We start from the raw sequence: 17,668 nt of genomic DNA, 5'->3' as shown, positions 1-17,668 counted from the left end.
ACTCTGCTGACATGAATCATTGAGGACAGTCAGTAAAAGGAAGCAGGTCATGCAGAACCCGTCTACCCCACTGGTCAAAACCCGGCAGGGGACGTTATCCGGCATCACTGAACAGGGTATTCATCTCTGGCGCGGCATTCCCTTTGCCGCGCCGCCGGTCGGCGAGCTCCGCTGGCGCGCGCCGCAACCGCCCGCGCGCTGGCAGGGCGTCCGCCAGGCCGACACCTTCTCCGCCGCCAGCTGGCAAGATATTGAGTACTGCCGCGAACTGGGCGGCGGCGATCCCGGGCGCTTCTCAGAAGATTGTCTCTACCTTAACGTCTGGGCACCCGCCGGACGTACTCAGCCGCTGCCGGTTATGGTCTGGCTGCACGGCGGCGGGTTTACCATTGGCGCCGGCAGCCTGCCGCCTTACGATGGCAAAGCGCTGGCGGCCCGCGACGTGGTGGTGGTGACCGTCAACTATCGGCTGGGGCATCTGGGGTTCTTCGCCCATCCGGCGCTGGAAGGGGAAGACGGCGAACGGGTCTATAATTTCGCCCTCCTTGACCAAATCGCCGCGCTGCAATGGGTGCAGGATAATATTCACGCCTTTGGCGGCGACGCCACCAACGTCACCCTGTTTGGCGAATCGGCCGGGGCGCGCAGCGTGCTCTCGCTGATGGTATCGCCAAAATCCCGCGGACTGTTCCATAAGGCCATCATCCAGAGCGGCTATACGCTGCCGGATCTGCCGCGAGAAAAAGCGCTGGAGAAAGGGCGTTTGCTGGCGGAACACTTCTCGCTGCCGGAGGCCAGCGCCGCACAGCTGCGGGCGATTCCGGCGGAGGCGTTCTGGTCGCTGACCGCACCGCTGAATACCGGACCGGCGCCGATCGTCGGCGATGCGGTGTTACCGCAGCCGATGCTGGAGGCTTTTTTCGCCGGCCGTCAGCACCCGATGCCGGTTATGGTTGGCTCTAACAGCGACGAGGCCAGCGTGATGGCGGTCTTCGGCGTCGATATCGCCGGGCAGATCCAAAAACTGCGCCGCGAGCGGCGGTTTGGCCTCGGACTGATCAAACTCCTCTATCCTGGCGTGAAAGGGGATGAGAATCTGGGACGCGAAGTGTGCCGCGATATGGCCTTCACCACGCTGGGCTATGTGGTGATGCAGGCCCAGCAGCGGGTAGGACAGCCGTGCTGGCGCTACTGGTTTGACTATGTTCCCCGGGCCGCTGATGAAACCTGCCCGCACGGGGCGTGGCACGGCGATGAAGTGCCTTATGTGTTTGACACGCTCACCCTGGCCGAGCCGGTGCGTACCTACGCCGGCGAGGAGGACCGTGCGTTTGCCGCCCAGGTCGCCGATTACTGGGTGAACTTCGCCCGCCTTGCCGGGCATCGCTGTAGCGAACTGCCGGGAGCAGTACGCTGGCCCGCCAGCCTGCGCGGGCGCGATCGCCTGCTGCGCATCGGGCTCCATAAACGGGTCGGGTTTAAGCTGGAAAACCGCTTTATGCGCGCCCGGCTGGCGCTGTTTCGCCGGGTCATGCGCCACCACGTTACGCTGGATTAACCAGCTCCTCCCGAAACCGCGCCAGACCGTCGGCTTTACTCTGCGAACTGCGGACCACCAGCCGATAGCTGGCGCCGGTTTTTACGCTGAGGGTGAAAGGGCGCACCAGGCGGCCGGCGCGGACATCTTCAGCCACCAGGGTGGCGTCAGCCATGGCAACGCCCAGCCCCTGCATGGCGGCGGTGATCGCCAGATCCATGGTGTCGAAGTGCTGATTTTTGCGCATCAGTAGCGGGGCATCGGGTGAGAATGCCGCCAGCCATAGCGACCAGTCGGTCTTATCCCGGGTCGGGTGCAAAAACGTGACGTCATTGAGCATGTTGTCCCGCGCAAGGGCACCGTTACAGACCGGCGTCAGCGCCTCTTCAAACAGCAGATCGCCGACGCTGTGGTGAGTTCCGAAGACGATGGCGGCGTCATAGGGTTCGGTTCTGAAATTGACGCCATGTTCCGTGGTGGTGGTCAGGGCGATTTGCAGTTCCGGGTGACGTTGCTCAATCGCCACCAGCCGGGGAACCAGCCAGCGAATGGCGCAGGTCGGCGCCTTCAGACGCACCACGGTCTGCTGCTGACGAGCCTGCTCGGCCACCGCGATCAGACGGCCAAATGCCGACTGGAGCTCCGGGTAGAGGGCGCTGCCCTGCGGTGAAAGATGCAGTCCGCGCGCGTGGCGGGCAAAAAGCGGGAAACCAAACCACGCCTCCAGCGCCGCAATCTGGCGGCTGACGGCGCCCTGAGTCAGGCAGAGTTCGCGCGCGGCATGGGTTAAGTTAAGGTGTCTGGCGGTGACCAGAAAGGTTTCCACGGCATGAAAAGGCAGGGCGCTTCGCGACATCTCATCTCCAGCTATGCATTTTGATCATGGACAGTATGCCCACTTTGTTCAGCGAATGGGACACTGCGTTCCACTTTTGCCGGCTAATCCTCAGGCCACGAGTAAACTATGATCTGCCTGTAGAGTAAACATCTGCCGGTGCGGGAAGGCTGGCGGGGATAACCTGATGTTTAAATGAGGAGTCAAGCATGGCAAAACCCTACGTACGTCTGGATAAGAGCGAGGCGGCGGTGCTGCTGGTGGATCATCAGGCAGGACTGTTATCTCTGGTTCGCGACATCGACCCGGATAAATTCAAGAACAACGTGCTGGCGCTTGGGGATATGGCGAAATATTTCGGCCTGCCGACCATCCTGACCACCAGCTTTGAGAACGGCCCCAACGGCCCGCTGGTGCCGGAACTAAAAGCGCAGTTCCCGGACGCGCCCTATATTGCGCGTCCGGGAAATATCAATGCCTGGGATAACGAAGATTTCGTCAATGCGGTGAAGGCCACGGGGAAAAAGCAGCTGATTATCGCCGGGGTGGTGACCGAGGTCTGCGTGGCGTTTCCGGCGCTGTCGGCGATTGAAGAGGGATATGAGGTCTTCGTGATCACCGATGCATCCGGCACCTTTAACCCGATTACCCGCGATGCTGCCTGGGATCGCATGTCACAGGCCGGTGTGCAGCTGATGTCGTGGTTTGGCGCCGCGTGTGAGCTACATCGCGACTGGCGCAATGATGTTGAGGGACTGGCAACGCTGTTTTCCAACCATATTCCCGATTACCGCAATCTGATGACCAGCTTTAACACCTTAACCCGCAAGTAGTTTTCCGCTCCGGCCAGCCTGGGCTGGCCGTCTCTTTTCTCAAGGCATGATCAGAATGCATGGCTACTATGATAACAATTCGGTTGTCGCCGGGTAGCGCATTAGATTGAATGGTTATGCAAATAAAATGAGAAAGGATTAACTATGAGTCTCAGTTCCCCGGTGACGACGCGCTCCAAACTGCCGGATGTCGGCACGACAATTTTTACCGTGATCGGCCAACTTTCCGCTCAGCATAATGCCATCAACCTTTCTCAGGGCGCGCCGAATTTTGCCTGCGATGCCCGGCTGGTTGCCGGGGTCACGCGGGCGATGGCGGAGGGGCATAACCAGTATGCGCCGATGACCGGCCTGCCCGCGCTGAAGGAGCGAATTGCCGGGAAAGTTGCGGCCCTGTACGGTACGCGTTATGACGTAGACCACGAAGTCCTGATTACCGCCAGCGCCAGCCAGGGGATCTACTCGGCTATCGGTGGGCTGGTGCATCCGGGCGATGAAGTTATCTACTTCGAACCCTCTTTTGACAGCTATGCGCCGATTGTCCGCTTGCAGGGGGCGACGCCGGTGGCCATTAAGCTGACGGTGCCTGATTTTAACGTTAACTGGGATGAAGTTCGCGCCGCCATCACCCCGCGGACGCGGATGATTATTGTTAATACGCCGCATAACCCCAGCGGCCAGGTATTTTCCCGTGCAGATTTAGACCAGCTGGCGGCGTTGACGCGCCATACCGATATCGTGATTTTGTCGGACGAGGTGTATGAGCACGTGGTTTTTGACGGTGAACACCACCATGGGATTGCGACCCATCCCCAGCTGGCTGAGCGCAGCGTCATCATCTCATCGTTCGGCAAGACCTACCACGTGACCGGCTGGCGCGTGGGCTACTGCGTTGCGCCGGCGGCGCTGATGGACGAGATCTGCAAGGTTCACCAGTTCCTGATGTTCTCTGCCGACACGCCGATGCAATATGCCTTTGCTGAGCATATGACCGATCCCCAGTCCTGGCTTTCGCTGGCACCATTCTACCAGCAGAAGCGGGATTTACTCCGCCAGCTGCTGGCTGACTCACCGTTCCGCCTGTTGCCGAGCGCCGGCTCTTTCTTCATGCTGGCGGACTACAGCCATTTCAGCGACGAAAGCGACAGCGAAATGGTGAAGCGGCTGATAACCGACTACGGCGTAGCGACGATCCCGCTGTCGGCGTTTTATACGGATGGTACTGATAACAAACTGATTCGCCTCTCTTTTGCTAAAGATGAAGCCACATTGCGGGCCGGTGCGCAGGCACTGTGTCACGTTAAGCCGCGTTAAGGAGCCCCACGATGAAGATGAAAATAACAGCCCTTACCCTTGCTTTAGGGATGATGTGCACCTTCTCTGCGTTTGCCGCCGGCGAACTGCGCTACGGCGTAGAAGCGGAATACCCGCCGTTTGAAAGTCGCAATACGGCAGGGGAGCTGGAGGGTTTTGATATCGACCTCGGCAACGCCATCTGCAAGGCGGCCCAGCTGAAATGCAGCTGGGTGGAAACCTCGTTTGATGCGCTGATCCCGGGGCTGGTGGCGAAGAAGTTCGACGCCATTAACTCGGCGATGAATATCACCGAACAGCGGCGCAAAAGCATTGATTTCACCCAGCCGATTTATCGCATTCCCTCGCAGCTGGTCGGTAAAGCCGATAGCGGCATGGAGACCACCCCGGAAGGCCTGAAAGGCAAAACCATCGGCGTGCTGCAAGGTTCGATTCAGGAAACCTTTGCCAAAGAGCACTGGGAGAAGCATGGCGTGACGGTGGTCTCCTATAAAGATCAAAATATGGCGTGGGCAGATCTGCTGAATGGCCGTATCGATGCTTCGCTGGTGATGTCTGCCGCCGGGCAGGCCGGTTTCCTCAGCAAGCCGCAGGGCAAAGGCTTTGGCTTTATCGGCAAACCGGTGGCTGACGATACTATTCTCGGCAGCGGGATCGGCTACGGCCTGCGCAAAGGCGACGAGGCGAGCAAAAAACAGCTTGATGCGGCAATCGACAAGGTTCGCGCTGACGGCACCATCACCCGTCTGGCGGCCAAATACTTCCCGGGTATCGACGTCAGCGTCAAATAACCCGTCTGCCTCCGCAGGGCAAACCTGCGGAGGGATTCAGTCTGCTCCGATGGCGAGAATTTTTTCACGCTTTTTCTGTCGCCAACAATTGGATTATCAATCGTTTTTGTCTAGAGTGGGCGAAATTCACGACGCATCTGTTTGTCGCGTTGTCGACCAATTGGCATAACAGAAGGACGCTTTCTCAGGCATGAATCGCAGACGTTTTCTCAAATCTTCCATGGCTGTTGCCGCCGTATGCGGAACATCAGGAGTCGCTTCACTTTTTTCTAACGCCGCGCTTGCCGAGGAATCGGGCATTGCTGATGGGATGACGCGCCGTTTTGACTTTACCGTTTTGCAATCGATGGCCCACGATCTGTCGCGTCAGCCGTGGGGCGGCGCCCCGCGCGACCTGCCGCCCACGCTGGCCAATCTGACTCCGCAGGCCTACAACAGCATTCAGTACGATGCGGGACATTCGCTGTGGAATAACATCGACGACCGCAAGCTGGACATCCAGTTTTTCCACGTCGGCATGGGTTTTCGCCGCCGCGTGCGCATGTTCTCGCTGGATTCGCAAACTCAGCAGGCGCGGGAGATTCACTTCCGTCCGGAACTGTTTAACTACAATAACGCCGGCGTAGACACCAAACAGCTGGTAGGGCAAACCGACCTCGGTTTTGCCGGTTTCCGCGCGTTTAAAGCGCCGGAGCTGGCGCGTCGCGATATCGTGGCGTTCCTCGGCGCGAGCTACTTCCGCGCGGTGGACAGCACCTACCAGTACGGGCTCTCCGCCCGCGGTCTGGCGGTGGATACCTTTACCGACACCCCGGAAGAGTTCCCGGACTTTACCTCGTTCTGGTTTGAAACCGTCAAGCCGGGCGCCACCGTCTTTACCGTTTACGCGCTGCTCGACAGCCCGAGCGTCACCGGCGCCTATAAATTTGTGATCAACTGCCAGGAGACGCAGGTGATTATGGATGTGGAAAACCACATCTACGCCCGCAAAGATATCAAACAGCTGGGTATCGCGCCGATGACCAGTATGTTCAGCTGCGGCAACAACGAGCGCCGGATGTGCGACACCATCCACCCGCAAATTCACGACTCCGACCGCCTCGCCATGTGGCTCGGTAACGGCGAGTGGGTCTGTCGCCCGCTGAACAACCCGCAAAAACTGCAGTTCAACGCCTTCCAGGACAAGAACCCGCGCGGCTTTGGTCTGCTGCAGCTTGACCGCGATTTCAGCCATTACCAGGACATCATGGGCTGGTACAACAAGCGTCCGAGTCTGTGGGTCGAGCCGCGTAACCAGTGGGGCAAAGGGGCCGTCAGCCTGATGGAGATCCCCACCACCGGTGAGACGCTGGATAACATCGTCTGCTTCTGGCAGCCGGAAAAAGCGATCAAGGCCGGTGATGAGCTGGACTTTAGCTATCGCCTGTACTGGAGCGCACAGCCGCCGGTGCGTTCTCCGCTGGCTCGCGTGATGGCCACCCGCACCGGAATGGGCGGTTTCCCGGAAGGCTGGGCGCCGGGCGAACACTATCCGGACAAATGGGCGCGCCGCTTTGCCATTGATTTCGTCGGTGGCGACCTGAAGGCCGCTGCGCCAAAAGGCATCGAACCGGTGATTACCCTGTCTAACGGTGAAGCGAAGCAGATCGAGATTCTGTACGTTGAGCCGTTCGATGGCTATCGCATCCAGTTTGACTGGTACCCGACCAACGATTCCACCGACCCGGTGGAAATGCGCATGTTCCTGCGCTGCCAGGGCGAGGCCATCAGTGAGACCTGGCTGTATCAGTATTTCCCGCCGGCTCCGGATAAACGCAACTACGTTGATGACCGGGTCATGAAGTAACCGTCGCGGTTGCCCGTCTGCGTGCCGTGGACGGGTTTTCCCGCAGTGAGAGATAGTCATGTCCGCAGAAAAGATCCCCGTTCCTGAAATAATCCCGGTGTCCGGGCAACTGACGCTGCGCGCGGTGGATGAGCGCTACGTTACCGACTTACATCAGCTGGTGGAGAAGAATAAACACTGGCTACAGCATTCGCTCAGCTGGCCCGCCGCGGTTGACAGTGAAGATGAAACCCGTCGCCACGTACAGGGGAACGTCATGCTGCACCAGCGCGGTTACGCTAAAATGTTTTTACTGTTTTTGCGCGATGAGATGGTGGGTGTGCTGTCGTTCAACCAGATTGAACCGCTGAATAAAACGGGTTATATCGGCTACTGGATTGATGAACATCACCAGGGACAAGGGCTGCTTTCCCAGGCGCTGCAGGCGTTTATGCACTACTACGCTCGCCGCGGCGAAGTCCGGCGCTTCGTGATTAAATGTCGGGTGGCTAACCACAAGAGTAACCAGGTGGCGCTGCGCAATGGCTTTACCCTCGAAGGCTGTCTGAAACAGGCCGAGTACCTGAACGGCGCTTATGACGATCAGAATATCTACGGGCGGATTATCGATAGCCCCGCGTCCTGATAATAAGGTATCCCGGCGTGCGGCGTCATGCCTGGGCCGGAATACCGCGCTACAGCGATCCCAGCAGCGGCGTGCGGGTAATCTGCTGCGCGCCGTTGATCACTTTGCGGCCGCGCAGATGAATCGCGTCGCCGTTCAGCGCCTCAATCCGCGCGTTGTCGGTAATTTCAACCCGATGTTCGATCACCACATCGCCACTGATGTGGGCGTGGCCTTGCACCAGCACGTCGTCATCCAGCAGGATCGGGCCGCCGCATAGCCGGGCGTGGCCGCCCACCATCACCCGATGTTTAAGCACGCAGTTGCCCTCAACCACGGCATTTTCTGCCACCTGCGAACTGTAGCGTAGCGTCGGTATCGCATCCTCAGCGCGTCCGGCAATCAGCCGCGCATGGTCGTAGACTCTGGCGTTATCGCAGACCCAGACATCGTTTTCTTCGTTGCCTTCCAGCCGGGCATAGTCAAATATCTCCGCCCGATGCTCAACAAAGGCGTGCTCCACGAAGGCATCACCGTAAATCTGCGCCTGATGAACGATGCGTGAGGCGCTGACCGTCGCCCGCTGGTAGATTTGCAAAAATTTGTCGCGGTCGGCGGTCAATCCCTGGGCGGCGATAATCAGGCAGTGGGGGAGAATGCGCGCCCGGTCGGCGAGGCGGCAGAAGCCGCGAACGCGGGAATCCTGAAGCGTGACATTGTCACAGATGAGGGCGTGATGGCTGATGGTACCGCTGTCGATCCATGCATCATCGCGGATGATCGCGAAGTGGCTGACGATGCAGGTCCCCGTCAGCCGCGCATTGCCTTCGATCCGCGCACCGGCAAACACCGCGCTGTTGGGGTCGTAGATCCAGCAGGTGCCCGCCTGACTCAGCGCCGACTCATCGTCCAGCCAGCCGCCTTCGCTGCCGGCCGGCACATCGGCGAAATCACGCAGGGCCACAATTTGCCGCAGATTTACGCTATGTTTAATCCCGTCCTCTTCATAGTGAAACAGGCGAACCTTGTCGCTCAGACGATATTTGTTCATCAGGACTTCTCTTATCAAGGCTTTATTTTACTTTTGGTTAACATAAACATAGCAAAAATCTCCGTAGCGTGTTTTATAAGGTTCTTTTAAAATGCAACTTAAAGATAAATTGAAAAAATAAATAAAATGAATAAAAACCCGCTTGAACGGCAGGTTCTGAATTTACCTGCGGGCTATTTTGGTATGGTGCTGGGCACGATCGGCATGGGGTTCGCGTGGCGCTATGCCAGCACCCTCTGGCCGGTGAGTCGGGCTATCGGCGATGGTCTGGTGGCGCTGGCGGCGATGATTTGGGCGCTGCTGACGATAGCGTTTATCTCCCGGGCCATTCGCTTTCCGTGGAGCGTGCTGCAGGAGATGCGCCATCCGGTTGCCAGCAGTTTTGTCAGCCTGTTTCCCGCCACCACGATGCTGGTGGCTATCGGCTTCGTGCCGTGGTTTCGTCCGCTCTCGCTGCTGCTGTTCGGCATTGGCGTGGTACTCCAGCTGAGCTATTCCGCCTGGCAGAGCGCCGGATTGTGGCGCGGAAAACATCCGAGCGACGCCACCACGCCGGGACTCTATTTACCAACCGTGGCGAACAATTTCATCAGCGCGATGGCCTGCGGGGCGCTCGGCTTTAACGACGCCGGGCTGGTGTTTCTCGGCGCCGGGATCTTCTCATGGCTGAGCCTGGAGCCGGTGATTCTGCAACGATTACGCAGCCACGGCGAACTGCCCGCGGCTATGCGGACCTCGCTGGGTATCCAGCTGGCGCCAGCGCTGGTAGCGTGCAGCGCCTGGCTCAGCGTCAACGGCGCAGAGGCGGATACCTTTGCCAAACTGCTGTTTGGCTACGGCCTTTTACAGCTGCTGTTTATGTTACGTCTGATGCCGTGGTACCTGCGGCAGCCGTTCAATGCGTCCTTCTGGAGCTTTTCGTTTGGGATTTCCGCATTGGCCAGCACCGGATTGCATCTCGGACACAGCCAGCCGAACGGCTTCTTCCATTACTTATCGATCCCGTTGTTTATCTTTACCAATCTGATTATTGGACTGTTGTTGCTGCGCACGTTTCTGCTGTTGCTGCGGGGGAAATTGCTGATTCGCGTCGACCGGGCCACATTATTAAACAATAAGGACTTATCATGACTATCCGTGACGAAAACTACTTTACTGATAAATACGGGCTGACCCGTACCCACTCGGAAGTGGTCTATGCCGCGACCCAGGTGCCGCCGGGAAAAGCGCTGGATCTGGGGTGTGGCAACGGACGCAATAGCCTCTATCTGGCGGCAAACGGCTTTGATGTGACGGCGTGGGACAAAAACCCGATGAGCATCAATAACCTGGAGAGTATTCGTGCGCAGGAAGAACTGACCAATCTCCAGGCGGCGGTCAAGGATCTGAATAGCTTAAGCTTCGACGGTGAATATGACTTTATTCTCTCCACCGTAGTACTGATGTTCCTTGAAGCGAAAACTATTCCGGGGCTTATCGCCAACATGCAGCGTTGCACCAGACCGGGCGGCTACAACCTGATCGTTGCGGCAATGGACACCGACGATTATCCCTGCACCGTTGGCTTCCCGTTTGCCTTTAAACCTGAGGAACTGCGACGCTACTACGCCGGCTGGTCGTTCCTCAGGTACAACGAAGAGGTGGGCGAGCTGCACCGCACCGATGCCAACGGCAATCGTATCAAACTGCGTTTTGCCACCATGCTGGCGCAAAAACCGGCTTAACGAGCCGCCAGCAGGCAGAGCTGGAACGCGGTGTGGTACGACGCTTCAAAGGCGCGCAGCGGCAAAAACTCAAATTTCGAGTGGAAGTTGTGCGCGCCGGTGAAGAAGTTGGGCGTTAACAGGCCTTTTGCCGAGAGCGCCGCACCATCGGTACCGCCGCGCATCGGCGTAGGCTTCGGCGTCACGCCAATGCTCTCCATGGCTTCGAACATCAGGTCAATAGCCCGGCGATCGTCGCCAATGGCATTGCTGATGTTGCTGTAGGTGTCGCCGATCGAAAATTCGACGCTGGCCGTCGGGTATTGTGCGGCAATTTTTTCAGCGACGTCGCCAATCTGCTGTTTACGGCGTAAAAAGCTCTCGCTGTCGAAATCGCGAATGCTGGCCTGCAGCAGGGTGCTGTTTTGATCGCCCTGAATGCCATTAAACCAGACATAACCTTCGCGTCCGGCGGTGTGTTCCGGGGTCTGCAGCCGATCGAAATGGCTGATGTAATCGGCGGCCATCAACAGCGGGTTGACCAGCACGCCTTTGGCGGACATCGGATGGGCGGTCACGCCGGTGAAACGAATCTCCGCCGCCGCGGCGTTAAAGTTCTCATACACGATCTCGCCCAGCTCGCAGCAGTCGATAGTCCAGGCAAAATCGACGGCAAAACGGCTGAGGTCCAGCGCTTTTGCCCCCCGCAGGCCCACCTCTTCATCGGGGACAAAGGCCACCACGATATCGCCGTGGCGATGTTCCGGCATCAGGTTTTCCAGCACCGTCATCACCACCGTGACCGCCGATTTGTTGTCGGCGCCGAGCACGCTGGTGCCATCGCTGAAAATAATCTCTTCGTCCGGGTAGGCGAGAATCTCCGGGTGCTCGGCAACCCGCAGCCAGATCTGCTTTTCACTATTCAGGCACAGATCATCGCCGGTAAAACGCAAAATTTGTGGATGAATGTCCGGGGACAGGCCGACGTCCACGGTGTCGATATGGGTGATAAAGCCAATCCGCGGCGCGCCCGGGACATTCCCTCTTTTTACCGCGGTGACGGTGGCATGGTCATCAATCACGATATCGTCCAGCCCAAGGCGGCTTAACTCGTCGGCAAGTTCGCGGGCCATCTCATGTTGTCCCGGCGTGGTTGGCAGCGTGGTGGCGCGCGGATCGCTTTGGCTGCTGATGGCAAGGTAGCGGAAGAAACGCTGGGTCAATTGACTGGCGAGTGGAGATGACATAGTGATTCCTTCTTTATTTATTTTTTCAGGTGTTTGCAATCTGGCTTTAGTGTTATGTATGGGCAGGAAAACAACAAGCTATTCATTAGCTGACAAATTAAAAAAGGAAAACGTTATGCAACGCAAACTCACCACGCTTGCTCTGACAATAACGGCACTCACGTTCGGTTCCGCCGTGAGCGCAAAAACGCTGGTTTACTGCTCCGAAGGATCGCCGGAGAATTTCAATCCTCAGCTCTACACCTCAGGCACCAGCGTGGACGCCAGCGCGGTACCTGTTTATAACCGGCTGGTTGATTTTAAGGTGGGCACCACCGAATTGCAGCCGAGTCTCGCGGAAAGCTGGGAGGTGAGCGATGACGGAAAAGTGTATACCTTCCATTTACGCAAAGGGGTGAAGTTTCAAAGTAATAAATATTTCACCCCCACCCGCGACTTTAATGCCGATGATGTGATTTTCTCCTTCATGCGGCAAAAAGATCCGCAGCATCCTTATCACAACGTCTCCGGCGGCAGCTACTCTAACTTTGAAAGCCTGGAGTTTGGCCAGTTAATTACCGCTATTGATAAGCCTGATGAGTATACGGTGCGCTTTACTTTGGCCCGCGCCGAAGCGCCGTTTGTGGCAGACCTGGCGTGGTATTTCGCCTCTGTTTTATCGGCGGAATATGCGGATGCGATGCTGAAGGCCGGTACCCCGCAGCGCGTCGATTCCGATCCGCTTGGCACCGGTCCCTTTAAGCTGGCGCAGTATCAGAAAGATTCGCGTATTCTTTATACCGCCTTCCCGGACTACTGGCAGGGGAAAGCAAAAATCGACCGTCTGGTTTTTAGCATTACCCCGGATGCTTCGGTGCGCTATGCCAAACTGGAAAAGAATGAATGCCAGGTGATGCCATTCCCTAATCCGGCCGATTTACCGAGGATGAAGGAAAATAAAAACATTCAATTACTGAATAAGGCCGGATTGAACACCGGGTTCCTTGCTTTTAATACGCAAAAACCCCCGCTGGACAATGTCAAAGTACGTCAGGCCCTGGCGATGGCGATTAATAAACCGGCGATTATTGAAGCGGTGTTCCACGGTACCGGTACGCAGGCGAAAAACCTGCTGCCGCCGGGCGTCTGGAGCGCGGACGCGGAGCTGAAAGATTATGACTTTGACCCGCAAAAAGCCAAAGCGCTGCTGCAGGAGGCGGGCATTAGCGGTCCGCTAACGATCGATCTGTGGGCGATGCCGGTGCAGCGTCCTTATAACCCTAACGCCAAACGGATGGCCGAGATGATTCAGGCCGACTGGGCCAAAATCGGCGTGCAGACTAAAATCACCACCTATGAATGGGGTGAATATCTGAAGCGGGTAAAAGATGGCGAACATCAGGCGGCGCTGATGGGCTGGACCACGGCGACCGGCGATCCCGACAACTTCTTCGGGCCGCTATTTACCTGTCAGTCGGCCAACGGCGGTTCGAACTCGGCGAAATGGTGCTATCAGCCGTTTGATAAAATTATTGCCGAGGCAAAATCGATTACCGATCGTCCAAAACGCGAAGCGCTGTATAAACAGGCGCAGCAGATGATGCATGACCAAATGCCGGCGGTGATGATTGCCCACTCGACTATTTTTGAACCGGTGCGTAAAGACGTTTCTGACTATGAAATTGATCCTTTTGGCAAGCATATTTTCTATCAGGTCGATATAAAATAAACAGCAAATGTAAATCCGCCCGTCGTGGCGGATTTATTTTCTCAAAGGTTTGACGTTCCCTTTTTTTGTCACAAAACTTATCCTGGTATTTTGCTATAAATCGCGCCGACAACTGCATTTACAGGGATTCACTCATGCGTACTCATTTCATTTTTAAAGTGGCAGCACTTGCTGGTCTGTTGGCTCTTACGGGCTGCGCCTCAAAAATTGCCGCGCCGGAAAAATATTCTGGTTTCTTAAAAGACTATTCAAACTTAAAAGAAACGACGTCAGCGTCTGGTAAAGCAGAACTGCGCTGGATCTCTGCGGATTACAATCCGCAAAACTACGACAGTATTGTCTATAACCCGATCACCTATTATCCGGTGCCTAAACCGTCTACTCAGGTCGGGGAAAAGGCGCTGCGCGATATTCTTAATTACACCAACCAGCAGATGAAACAGGCGATTGCCGAGCGTAAACCGCTGGTGGCGAAACCCGGACCGCGCAGTCTGATTTTCCGCGGCGCCATCACCGGCGTGGATTCCAGCAAAGAAGGCCTGCAGTTCTATGAAGTGGTTCCGGTCGCCATGGTGGTGGCAGGTACAGAGATGGCAACCGGGCATCGTACAATGGATACCAACCTCTACTTCGAAGGTGAACTGATTGACCCGGCGACCAACAAACCGGTGGTCAAAGTCGTGCGCAAAGGCGAGGGGAAATCACTGGCTAACGAAAGTACGCCGATGACCATTGATACTCTGAAGCAGGTGATTGATGACATGGCGATCGATGCCGTAAAATTTGACCCGACGCAGAAATAAGCCCGCAACAACGAAAGACGCCCTTCAGGAGGGCGTCTCAGATTGCCGACACATTAAATTGCCCGACGGCGCGGCGCTTGTACGGGCCTACAGCGGCCTACAGCGGTTGTGCAAACCTTAGAAGTGACGGGTTTTGTCGGCCGGGTCAGGAGCAGCCGCCACCCGGCATAATGTGGGCACGATGTTCAAAACGGGCCTGTCATCAATCTCAGGCGCCCTTCGGGAGGGCACCTTTTTTATGCCGACAGGCAGAGATTAAGCCAGTCTGCGGCGCAGGAACCACTGCTCGGGACGGGCAAACATCACCAGGTTCCCCACCAGAATCAGCGCCAGCCCGATAACCGCGTTACTGTGCCAGACGTAGCCTTCGTAAAAGGTCGAAATCGTCAGGGCCACCAGCGGGAACAGCAGGGTACTGTAGGCGGCTTTGCCGGCGCCAATCCGGCCAACCAGCGTAAAGTAAGCGCCGAACGCAATCACCGATCCGAACAGCGCCAGGTACAGCAGCGCCCCCATATAGCTCAGCGTCCACTGGGGGGTGAAATCATCGCCGCGCACCAGAGCGATAGCCCCCATCACCAGAGTGCCGTAGAGCATCGCCCAGCTGTTGGTGGTCAGGGTTTCCAGCCCACGGCGCTGGTGGCGCATACTGAGCATGTTGCCGAGAGAAAAACCGTAGGTTCCCAGCGCGCTGAGACCAATTCCCCACAGCAAGGATGCGTTGAGCCCGTTACTGAGCAGATCGTCCCAGAACAGCGTGATAATCCCCACAAGGCCGAGCGCGGCGGCTAGCCAGAAACGCGCGGGCGGCTGCTGGCGGAAGAAAATAAACCCGTTGATGGCGTTAAACAGGACCGCCATGGAAAAAATAACCGATTCAAGACCGGTGTTGATGTGTGCGGCGGCGGTATAAAAGCACCAGAAGTTGAAACAGAAGACGCAGCAGCCCTGTAGTACACAGAACAGATGATCGCGCAGCGCCAGCGGGCGCAGACGACGGGTTGCCAGCAGAATCGCCAGCATCGTGACGCTGGCTACCGCAAACCGCCAGAAAATGGAGACCGGCGCGGAGACCGGCCCCTGTTGTAAAAAGATGGCAATCCATGTCGTTCCCCAGATAACGACCACCAGCCCGTACAGTATTGCGTTCAAAATATTTCTCCCATAAACACTCCAGGGAGGCAGTGTGGCGGTTTTTGCGCGCCGCCGCTGTCATCCTTGCGGGTTGGACTTGCAAATTCTTGCGCTTATTTTTATCGAATGGCTGGAGAGATCTGGTATCCGCTGCCGACTCTTCATAGACTAGAGGTTTACGAAATCAGATGTGTGAAGGCCATGGCTTACGGGACGTTCGAAACATTACGCCGACAAAAAGCCGTCCTGCGGGAGACGGTGGAGCTTAACTCCGGTATTCAACTGGCGGCGTGGTATAACAATCGCGATACGGTTACGGTGCGCAGCGACCATCATACGCTGAGCCTGTACGTTGCCGATGGTTACGAAAGTTATCAGAAAACGCCGCAGGGCTGGAAAAACGGCGGCGGCCCGGATCGTTTTTGCCTGATGCCAAAAGGAGCCGAGAGCACCTGGGATATTCGCGGCGACCTCTCGTTCGTGCATCTGTACTGTACCGATGACCATTTGCGTCGGGTTGGCGAGCAGATCTGGGACCGCAGCCCGGCGTCGTTCAGTCTGCAGGAACAGACCTTTTCCCGGGATGATAAAATTACCGCCGTCTATCGCCAGTTTCTTCTCGATTACGACTGGCAGCAGCAGGCCAACCAGCTGACCTTAAGCTCCGCCAGCACGCTGCTGCTGACCCATCTTATTCAGCACTATTCGAACGTTCAGTGGCGGTTGCCCACGGTCTCCGGCGGCCTGGCGCCGCACGTCCTGCGTAATCTGCTGGCGTGGGTTGAGGAGAATCTGGATCAGCCGCTGACGCTGGCCGATCTGGCGCAGGAGGCGGCGCTCAGCGAATATCACTTCGCGCGGATGTTCCGGCAGTCAATGAACATGGCGCCGCACCAGTATGTGATGCAGCGGCGGATGGTTAAGGCGCAGGAGCTCATCTGCCGCAGCGCCCGGCCGTTGACCGATATCGCGATGGCCTGCGGTTTCAGCTCCGCCAGCCATTTCAGTAACCGGGTGAAAAGCGCCACCGGTCTGACGCCGTCGCAGTTACGTGCGGCGCAGCGCTGACAGCAGGGCGAAACTCGCGCCGCCGAGCGCCAGCCCCCAGAAGGCCGAGCCGATCCCCGCCAAAGTCACGCCGCTGGCGGTGACCAGAAACGTCACCCCCGCCGCATCGCGTTCATTCTCCTGATTCAGCGCCTGAAACAGACTCCCGCCAAGCGTCCCGAGCAGCGCCAGCCCGGCCAGCATCTGAATCCACGCCGTCGGCAGGGCAGACATCAACGAGGTAATCGAACCGCCGAACAGGCCGGCCAGCAGATAAAAACCGCCCGCGGCGGCGGCGGCCAGCCAGCGTCGCTGCGGATCGGGATGGGCCTCCGGACTTTGGCAGATGGCGGCGGTAATGGCGGCAATACAGATGGAGTAGACGCCAAAAGGCGACAGGATCAGCGCCAGGCCGGCGGTGGCGACAATCAGCGGCGACACGGGTACCCGATAGCCGGAAGCCTGCATCGTGGCGAAACCGGGGGCGTTTTGCGAAGCCATGGTGACCAGGAAGAACGGCACCCCGACGCTGAGGAGCAGCGAAGGGGTAAACTGCGGCGCGGTATATTCCGGGGCGACAAAAGCGAGGCTGATGTGGCTCCCGGTGACGTCGCCGGAGAACACGGCGATAACGCCGCCGACCAGCAGCGCCGCGACCACCGCAAAGCGCGGGTACAGCGCTTTACACAGCAGCCAGGCTGCCAGCATGCCGCCACACAGCAGAAGATGGTCTTCAAGGGTGGCGAAGGCCTGCAGACCGAAGCGCAGTAAAATCCCTGCCAGCATGGCGGCGGCGAGCGAGTGGGGGATAATTTTCATCAGCCGGGCAAAAAGGCCGGTCAGCCCGCATAGCACCATCAGGCCATTCGCAAAGATAAACACGCCGACCGCCTGGTTCAACGTCACCCCCTGTAATCCGCTGACCAGTAGCGCCGCGCCGGGGGTTGACCAGGCGGTGAGGATCGGCACTTTGCGCCATAGCGTGAGGGCCAGCGTACTGACCCCCATCCCGAGGCCGAGGGCCGTCATCCAGCCAGCGATCTGACTCGCGCTGGCCCCTGCGCTGGCGGCGGCCTGCCAGATAATGGCGGCCGAGCTGGCGTAGCCCACCAGGACGGCGATAAACCCGGCGAGTAGCGTCGGCAGCGGGAGTGAGAACGAGCGCATAGTGACCTCTTGTGCGTTATAACATCCGACAAAATGTAGCATTGTGCG

Annotated in this window: 16 protein-coding genes; 11 read left to right on the top strand and 5 right to left on the bottom strand. The window is 57.7% G+C overall.

Annotated elements, in window-relative coordinates; all coding sequences use genetic code 11:
- Positions 1–49 precede the first annotated feature (49 nt).
- Positions 50–1,558 (top strand): carboxylesterase/lipase family protein, encoded by a 1,509-nt coding sequence (locus AC236I_RS13490; protein ID WP_064357105.1) that lies wholly within the window; start codon positions 50–52, stop codon positions 1,556–1,558.
- On the opposite strand, the gene AC236I_RS13485 is transcribed toward AC236I_RS13490, so the two are convergent.
- Positions 1,545–2,393, bottom strand: coding sequence for a LysR family transcriptional regulator (locus AC236I_RS13485; RefSeq protein WP_004861445.1), 849 nt, complete (start codon positions 2,391–2,393; stop codon positions 1,545–1,547). The two genes, AC236I_RS13490 and AC236I_RS13485, sit on opposite strands and share 14 nt — an antisense overlap.
- A 188-nt stretch (positions 2,394–2,581) precedes the next feature.
- On the opposite strand from AC236I_RS13485, the gene ycaC reads away from it, so the two are divergent.
- The 5 genes from ycaC (at position 2,582) to rimL (ending at position 7,781) form a co-directional block, all read left to right on the top strand.
- Positions 2,582–3,205, top strand: a complete 624-nt coding sequence (ycaC, locus tag AC236I_RS13480; RefSeq protein ID WP_004861448.1) for an isochorismate family cysteine hydrolase YcaC — start codon at positions 2,582–2,584, stop codon at positions 3,203–3,205.
- 144 nt (positions 3,206–3,349) lie between these two features.
- Positions 3,350–4,519 carry a methionine aminotransferase gene (locus tag AC236I_RS13475; RefSeq protein WP_487608518.1) on the top strand — a complete coding sequence of 390 codons (1,170 nt, stop codon included), beginning with the start codon at positions 3,350–3,352 and terminating at the stop codon, positions 4,517–4,519.
- Positions 4,520–4,536: 17 nt separating this feature from the next.
- On the top strand, positions 4,537–5,310 hold the full coding sequence (locus tag AC236I_RS13470) for a transporter substrate-binding domain-containing protein (protein ID WP_015584434.1): 774 nt from the start codon (positions 4,537–4,539) through the stop codon (positions 5,308–5,310).
- A 190-nt stretch (positions 5,311–5,500) separates the two neighbouring features.
- The gene (locus AC236I_RS13465) at positions 5,501–7,156 is read left to right on the top strand and encodes a glucan biosynthesis protein D (RefSeq protein ID WP_004861457.1); all 1,656 of its coding nucleotides are present in this window, start codon (positions 5,501–5,503) and stop codon (positions 7,154–7,156) included.
- Between the two features lie 58 nt (positions 7,157–7,214).
- Positions 7,215–7,781: a 50S ribosomal protein L7/L12-serine acetyltransferase gene (gene rimL / locus AC236I_RS13460; protein WP_004861460.1), complete on the top strand. Its 567-nt coding sequence runs from the start codon at positions 7,215–7,217 to the stop codon at positions 7,779–7,781.
- Positions 7,782–7,830: 49 nt separating this feature from the next.
- Here rimL and ydcK read toward each other — a convergent pair whose 3' ends face one another.
- The gene (gene ydcK / locus AC236I_RS13455) at positions 7,831–8,811 is read right to left on the bottom strand and encodes a YdcK family protein (RefSeq protein ID WP_004861463.1); all 981 of its coding nucleotides are present in this window, start codon (positions 8,809–8,811) and stop codon (positions 7,831–7,833) included.
- A 126-nt stretch (positions 8,812–8,937) separates the two neighbouring features.
- Here ydcK and tehA point away from each other — a divergent pair, with 126 nt between their 5' ends.
- Complete coding sequence (gene tehA, locus AC236I_RS13450) at positions 8,938–9,942, top strand: dicarboxylate transporter/tellurite-resistance protein TehA (protein ID WP_032717381.1); 1,005 nt, start codon at positions 8,938–8,940, stop codon at positions 9,940–9,942.
- Positions 9,939–10,535 carry a tellurite resistance methyltransferase TehB gene (gene tehB / locus AC236I_RS13445; RefSeq protein WP_004861472.1) on the top strand — a complete coding sequence of 199 codons (597 nt, stop codon included), beginning with the start codon at positions 9,939–9,941 and terminating at the stop codon, positions 10,533–10,535. The genes tehA and tehB overlap by 4 nt, the downstream gene beginning before the upstream one ends.
- Here the strand turns inward: tehB and pepT are convergent.
- Positions 10,532–11,761: a peptidase T gene (pepT, locus tag AC236I_RS13440; RefSeq protein ID WP_306124355.1), complete on the bottom strand. Its 1,230-nt coding sequence runs from the start codon at positions 11,759–11,761 to the stop codon at positions 10,532–10,534. The two genes, tehB and pepT, sit on opposite strands and share 4 nt — an antisense overlap.
- A 115-nt stretch (positions 11,762–11,876) precedes the next feature.
- Between pepT and AC236I_RS13435 the strand changes: the two genes are divergently transcribed.
- Both AC236I_RS13435 and AC236I_RS13430 read left to right on the top strand, forming a co-directional pair.
- Positions 11,877–13,469 carry an ABC transporter substrate-binding protein gene (locus AC236I_RS13435; protein ID WP_015584430.1) on the top strand — a complete coding sequence of 531 codons (1,593 nt, stop codon included), beginning with the start codon at positions 11,877–11,879 and terminating at the stop codon, positions 13,467–13,469.
- Positions 13,470–13,603: 134 nt separating this feature from the next.
- On the top strand, positions 13,604–14,272 hold the full coding sequence (locus tag AC236I_RS13430) for a DUF3313 domain-containing protein (RefSeq protein WP_064357102.1): 669 nt from the start codon (positions 13,604–13,606) through the stop codon (positions 14,270–14,272).
- 255 nt (positions 14,273–14,527) lie between these two features.
- On the opposite strand, the gene AC236I_RS13425 is transcribed toward AC236I_RS13430, so the two are convergent.
- Entirely contained in the window at positions 14,528–15,424 is an 897-nt protein-coding gene (locus AC236I_RS13425; protein WP_004861483.1) for a DMT family transporter, read from the bottom strand.
- A 183-nt stretch (positions 15,425–15,607) separates the two neighbouring features.
- Between AC236I_RS13425 and AC236I_RS13420 the strand changes: the two genes are divergently transcribed.
- Entirely contained in the window at positions 15,608–16,474 is an 867-nt protein-coding gene (locus AC236I_RS13420; protein ID WP_015584429.1) for an AraC family transcriptional regulator, read from the top strand.
- On the opposite strand, the gene AC236I_RS13415 is transcribed toward AC236I_RS13420, so the two are convergent.
- The gene (locus AC236I_RS13415) at positions 16,454–17,662 is read right to left on the bottom strand and encodes a benzoate/H(+) symporter BenE family transporter (protein ID WP_264644888.1); all 1,209 of its coding nucleotides are present in this window, start codon (positions 17,660–17,662) and stop codon (positions 16,454–16,456) included. The genes AC236I_RS13420 and AC236I_RS13415 overlap by 21 nt on opposite strands.
- Positions 17,663–17,668: the final 6 nt, after the last annotated feature.

The organism is Klebsiella sp. Sb-30 (genome assembly GCF_057652795.1).
The sequence above is the reverse complement of the archived record's forward strand: the minus strand, read 5'-3'. Positions and strand labels throughout refer to the sequence as shown.

Coding starts and splice junctions, on each gene's coding strand:
- AC236I_RS13415 (WP_264644888.1), bottom strand. CDS start 17,662: ATGCTACATTTTGTCGGATGTTATAACGCACAAGAGGTCACTATGCGC.
- ycaC (WP_004861448.1), top strand. CDS start 2,582: ATGGCAAAACCCTACGTACGTCTGGATAAGAGCGAGGCGGCGGTGCTG.
- pepT (WP_306124355.1), bottom strand. CDS start 11,761: ATGTCATCTCCACTCGCCAGTCAATTGACCCAGCGTTTCTTCCGCTAC.
- AC236I_RS13465 (WP_004861457.1), top strand. CDS start 5,501: ATGAATCGCAGACGTTTTCTCAAATCTTCCATGGCTGTTGCCGCCGTA.
- AC236I_RS13430 (WP_064357102.1), top strand. CDS start 13,604: ATGCGTACTCATTTCATTTTTAAAGTGGCAGCACTTGCTGGTCTGTTG.
- tehA (WP_032717381.1), top strand. CDS start 8,938: ATGAATAAAAACCCGCTTGAACGGCAGGTTCTGAATTTACCTGCGGGC.
- ydcK (WP_004861463.1), bottom strand. CDS start 8,811: ATGAACAAATATCGTCTGAGCGACAAGGTTCGCCTGTTTCACTATGAA.
- AC236I_RS13435 (WP_015584430.1), top strand. CDS start 11,877: ATGCAACGCAAACTCACCACGCTTGCTCTGACAATAACGGCACTCACG.
- AC236I_RS13490 (WP_064357105.1), top strand. CDS start 50: ATGCAGAACCCGTCTACCCCACTGGTCAAAACCCGGCAGGGGACGTTA.
- AC236I_RS13485 (WP_004861445.1), bottom strand. CDS start 2,393: ATGTCGCGAAGCGCCCTGCCTTTTCATGCCGTGGAAACCTTTCTGGTC.
- AC236I_RS13475 (WP_487608518.1), top strand. CDS start 3,350: ATGAGTCTCAGTTCCCCGGTGACGACGCGCTCCAAACTGCCGGATGTC.
- AC236I_RS13420 (WP_015584429.1), top strand. CDS start 15,608: ATGGCTTACGGGACGTTCGAAACATTACGCCGACAAAAAGCCGTCCTG.
- tehB (WP_004861472.1), top strand. CDS start 9,939: ATGACTATCCGTGACGAAAACTACTTTACTGATAAATACGGGCTGACC.
- rimL (WP_004861460.1), top strand. CDS start 7,215: ATGTCCGCAGAAAAGATCCCCGTTCCTGAAATAATCCCGGTGTCCGGG.
- AC236I_RS13470 (WP_015584434.1), top strand. CDS start 4,537: ATGAAAATAACAGCCCTTACCCTTGCTTTAGGGATGATGTGCACCTTC.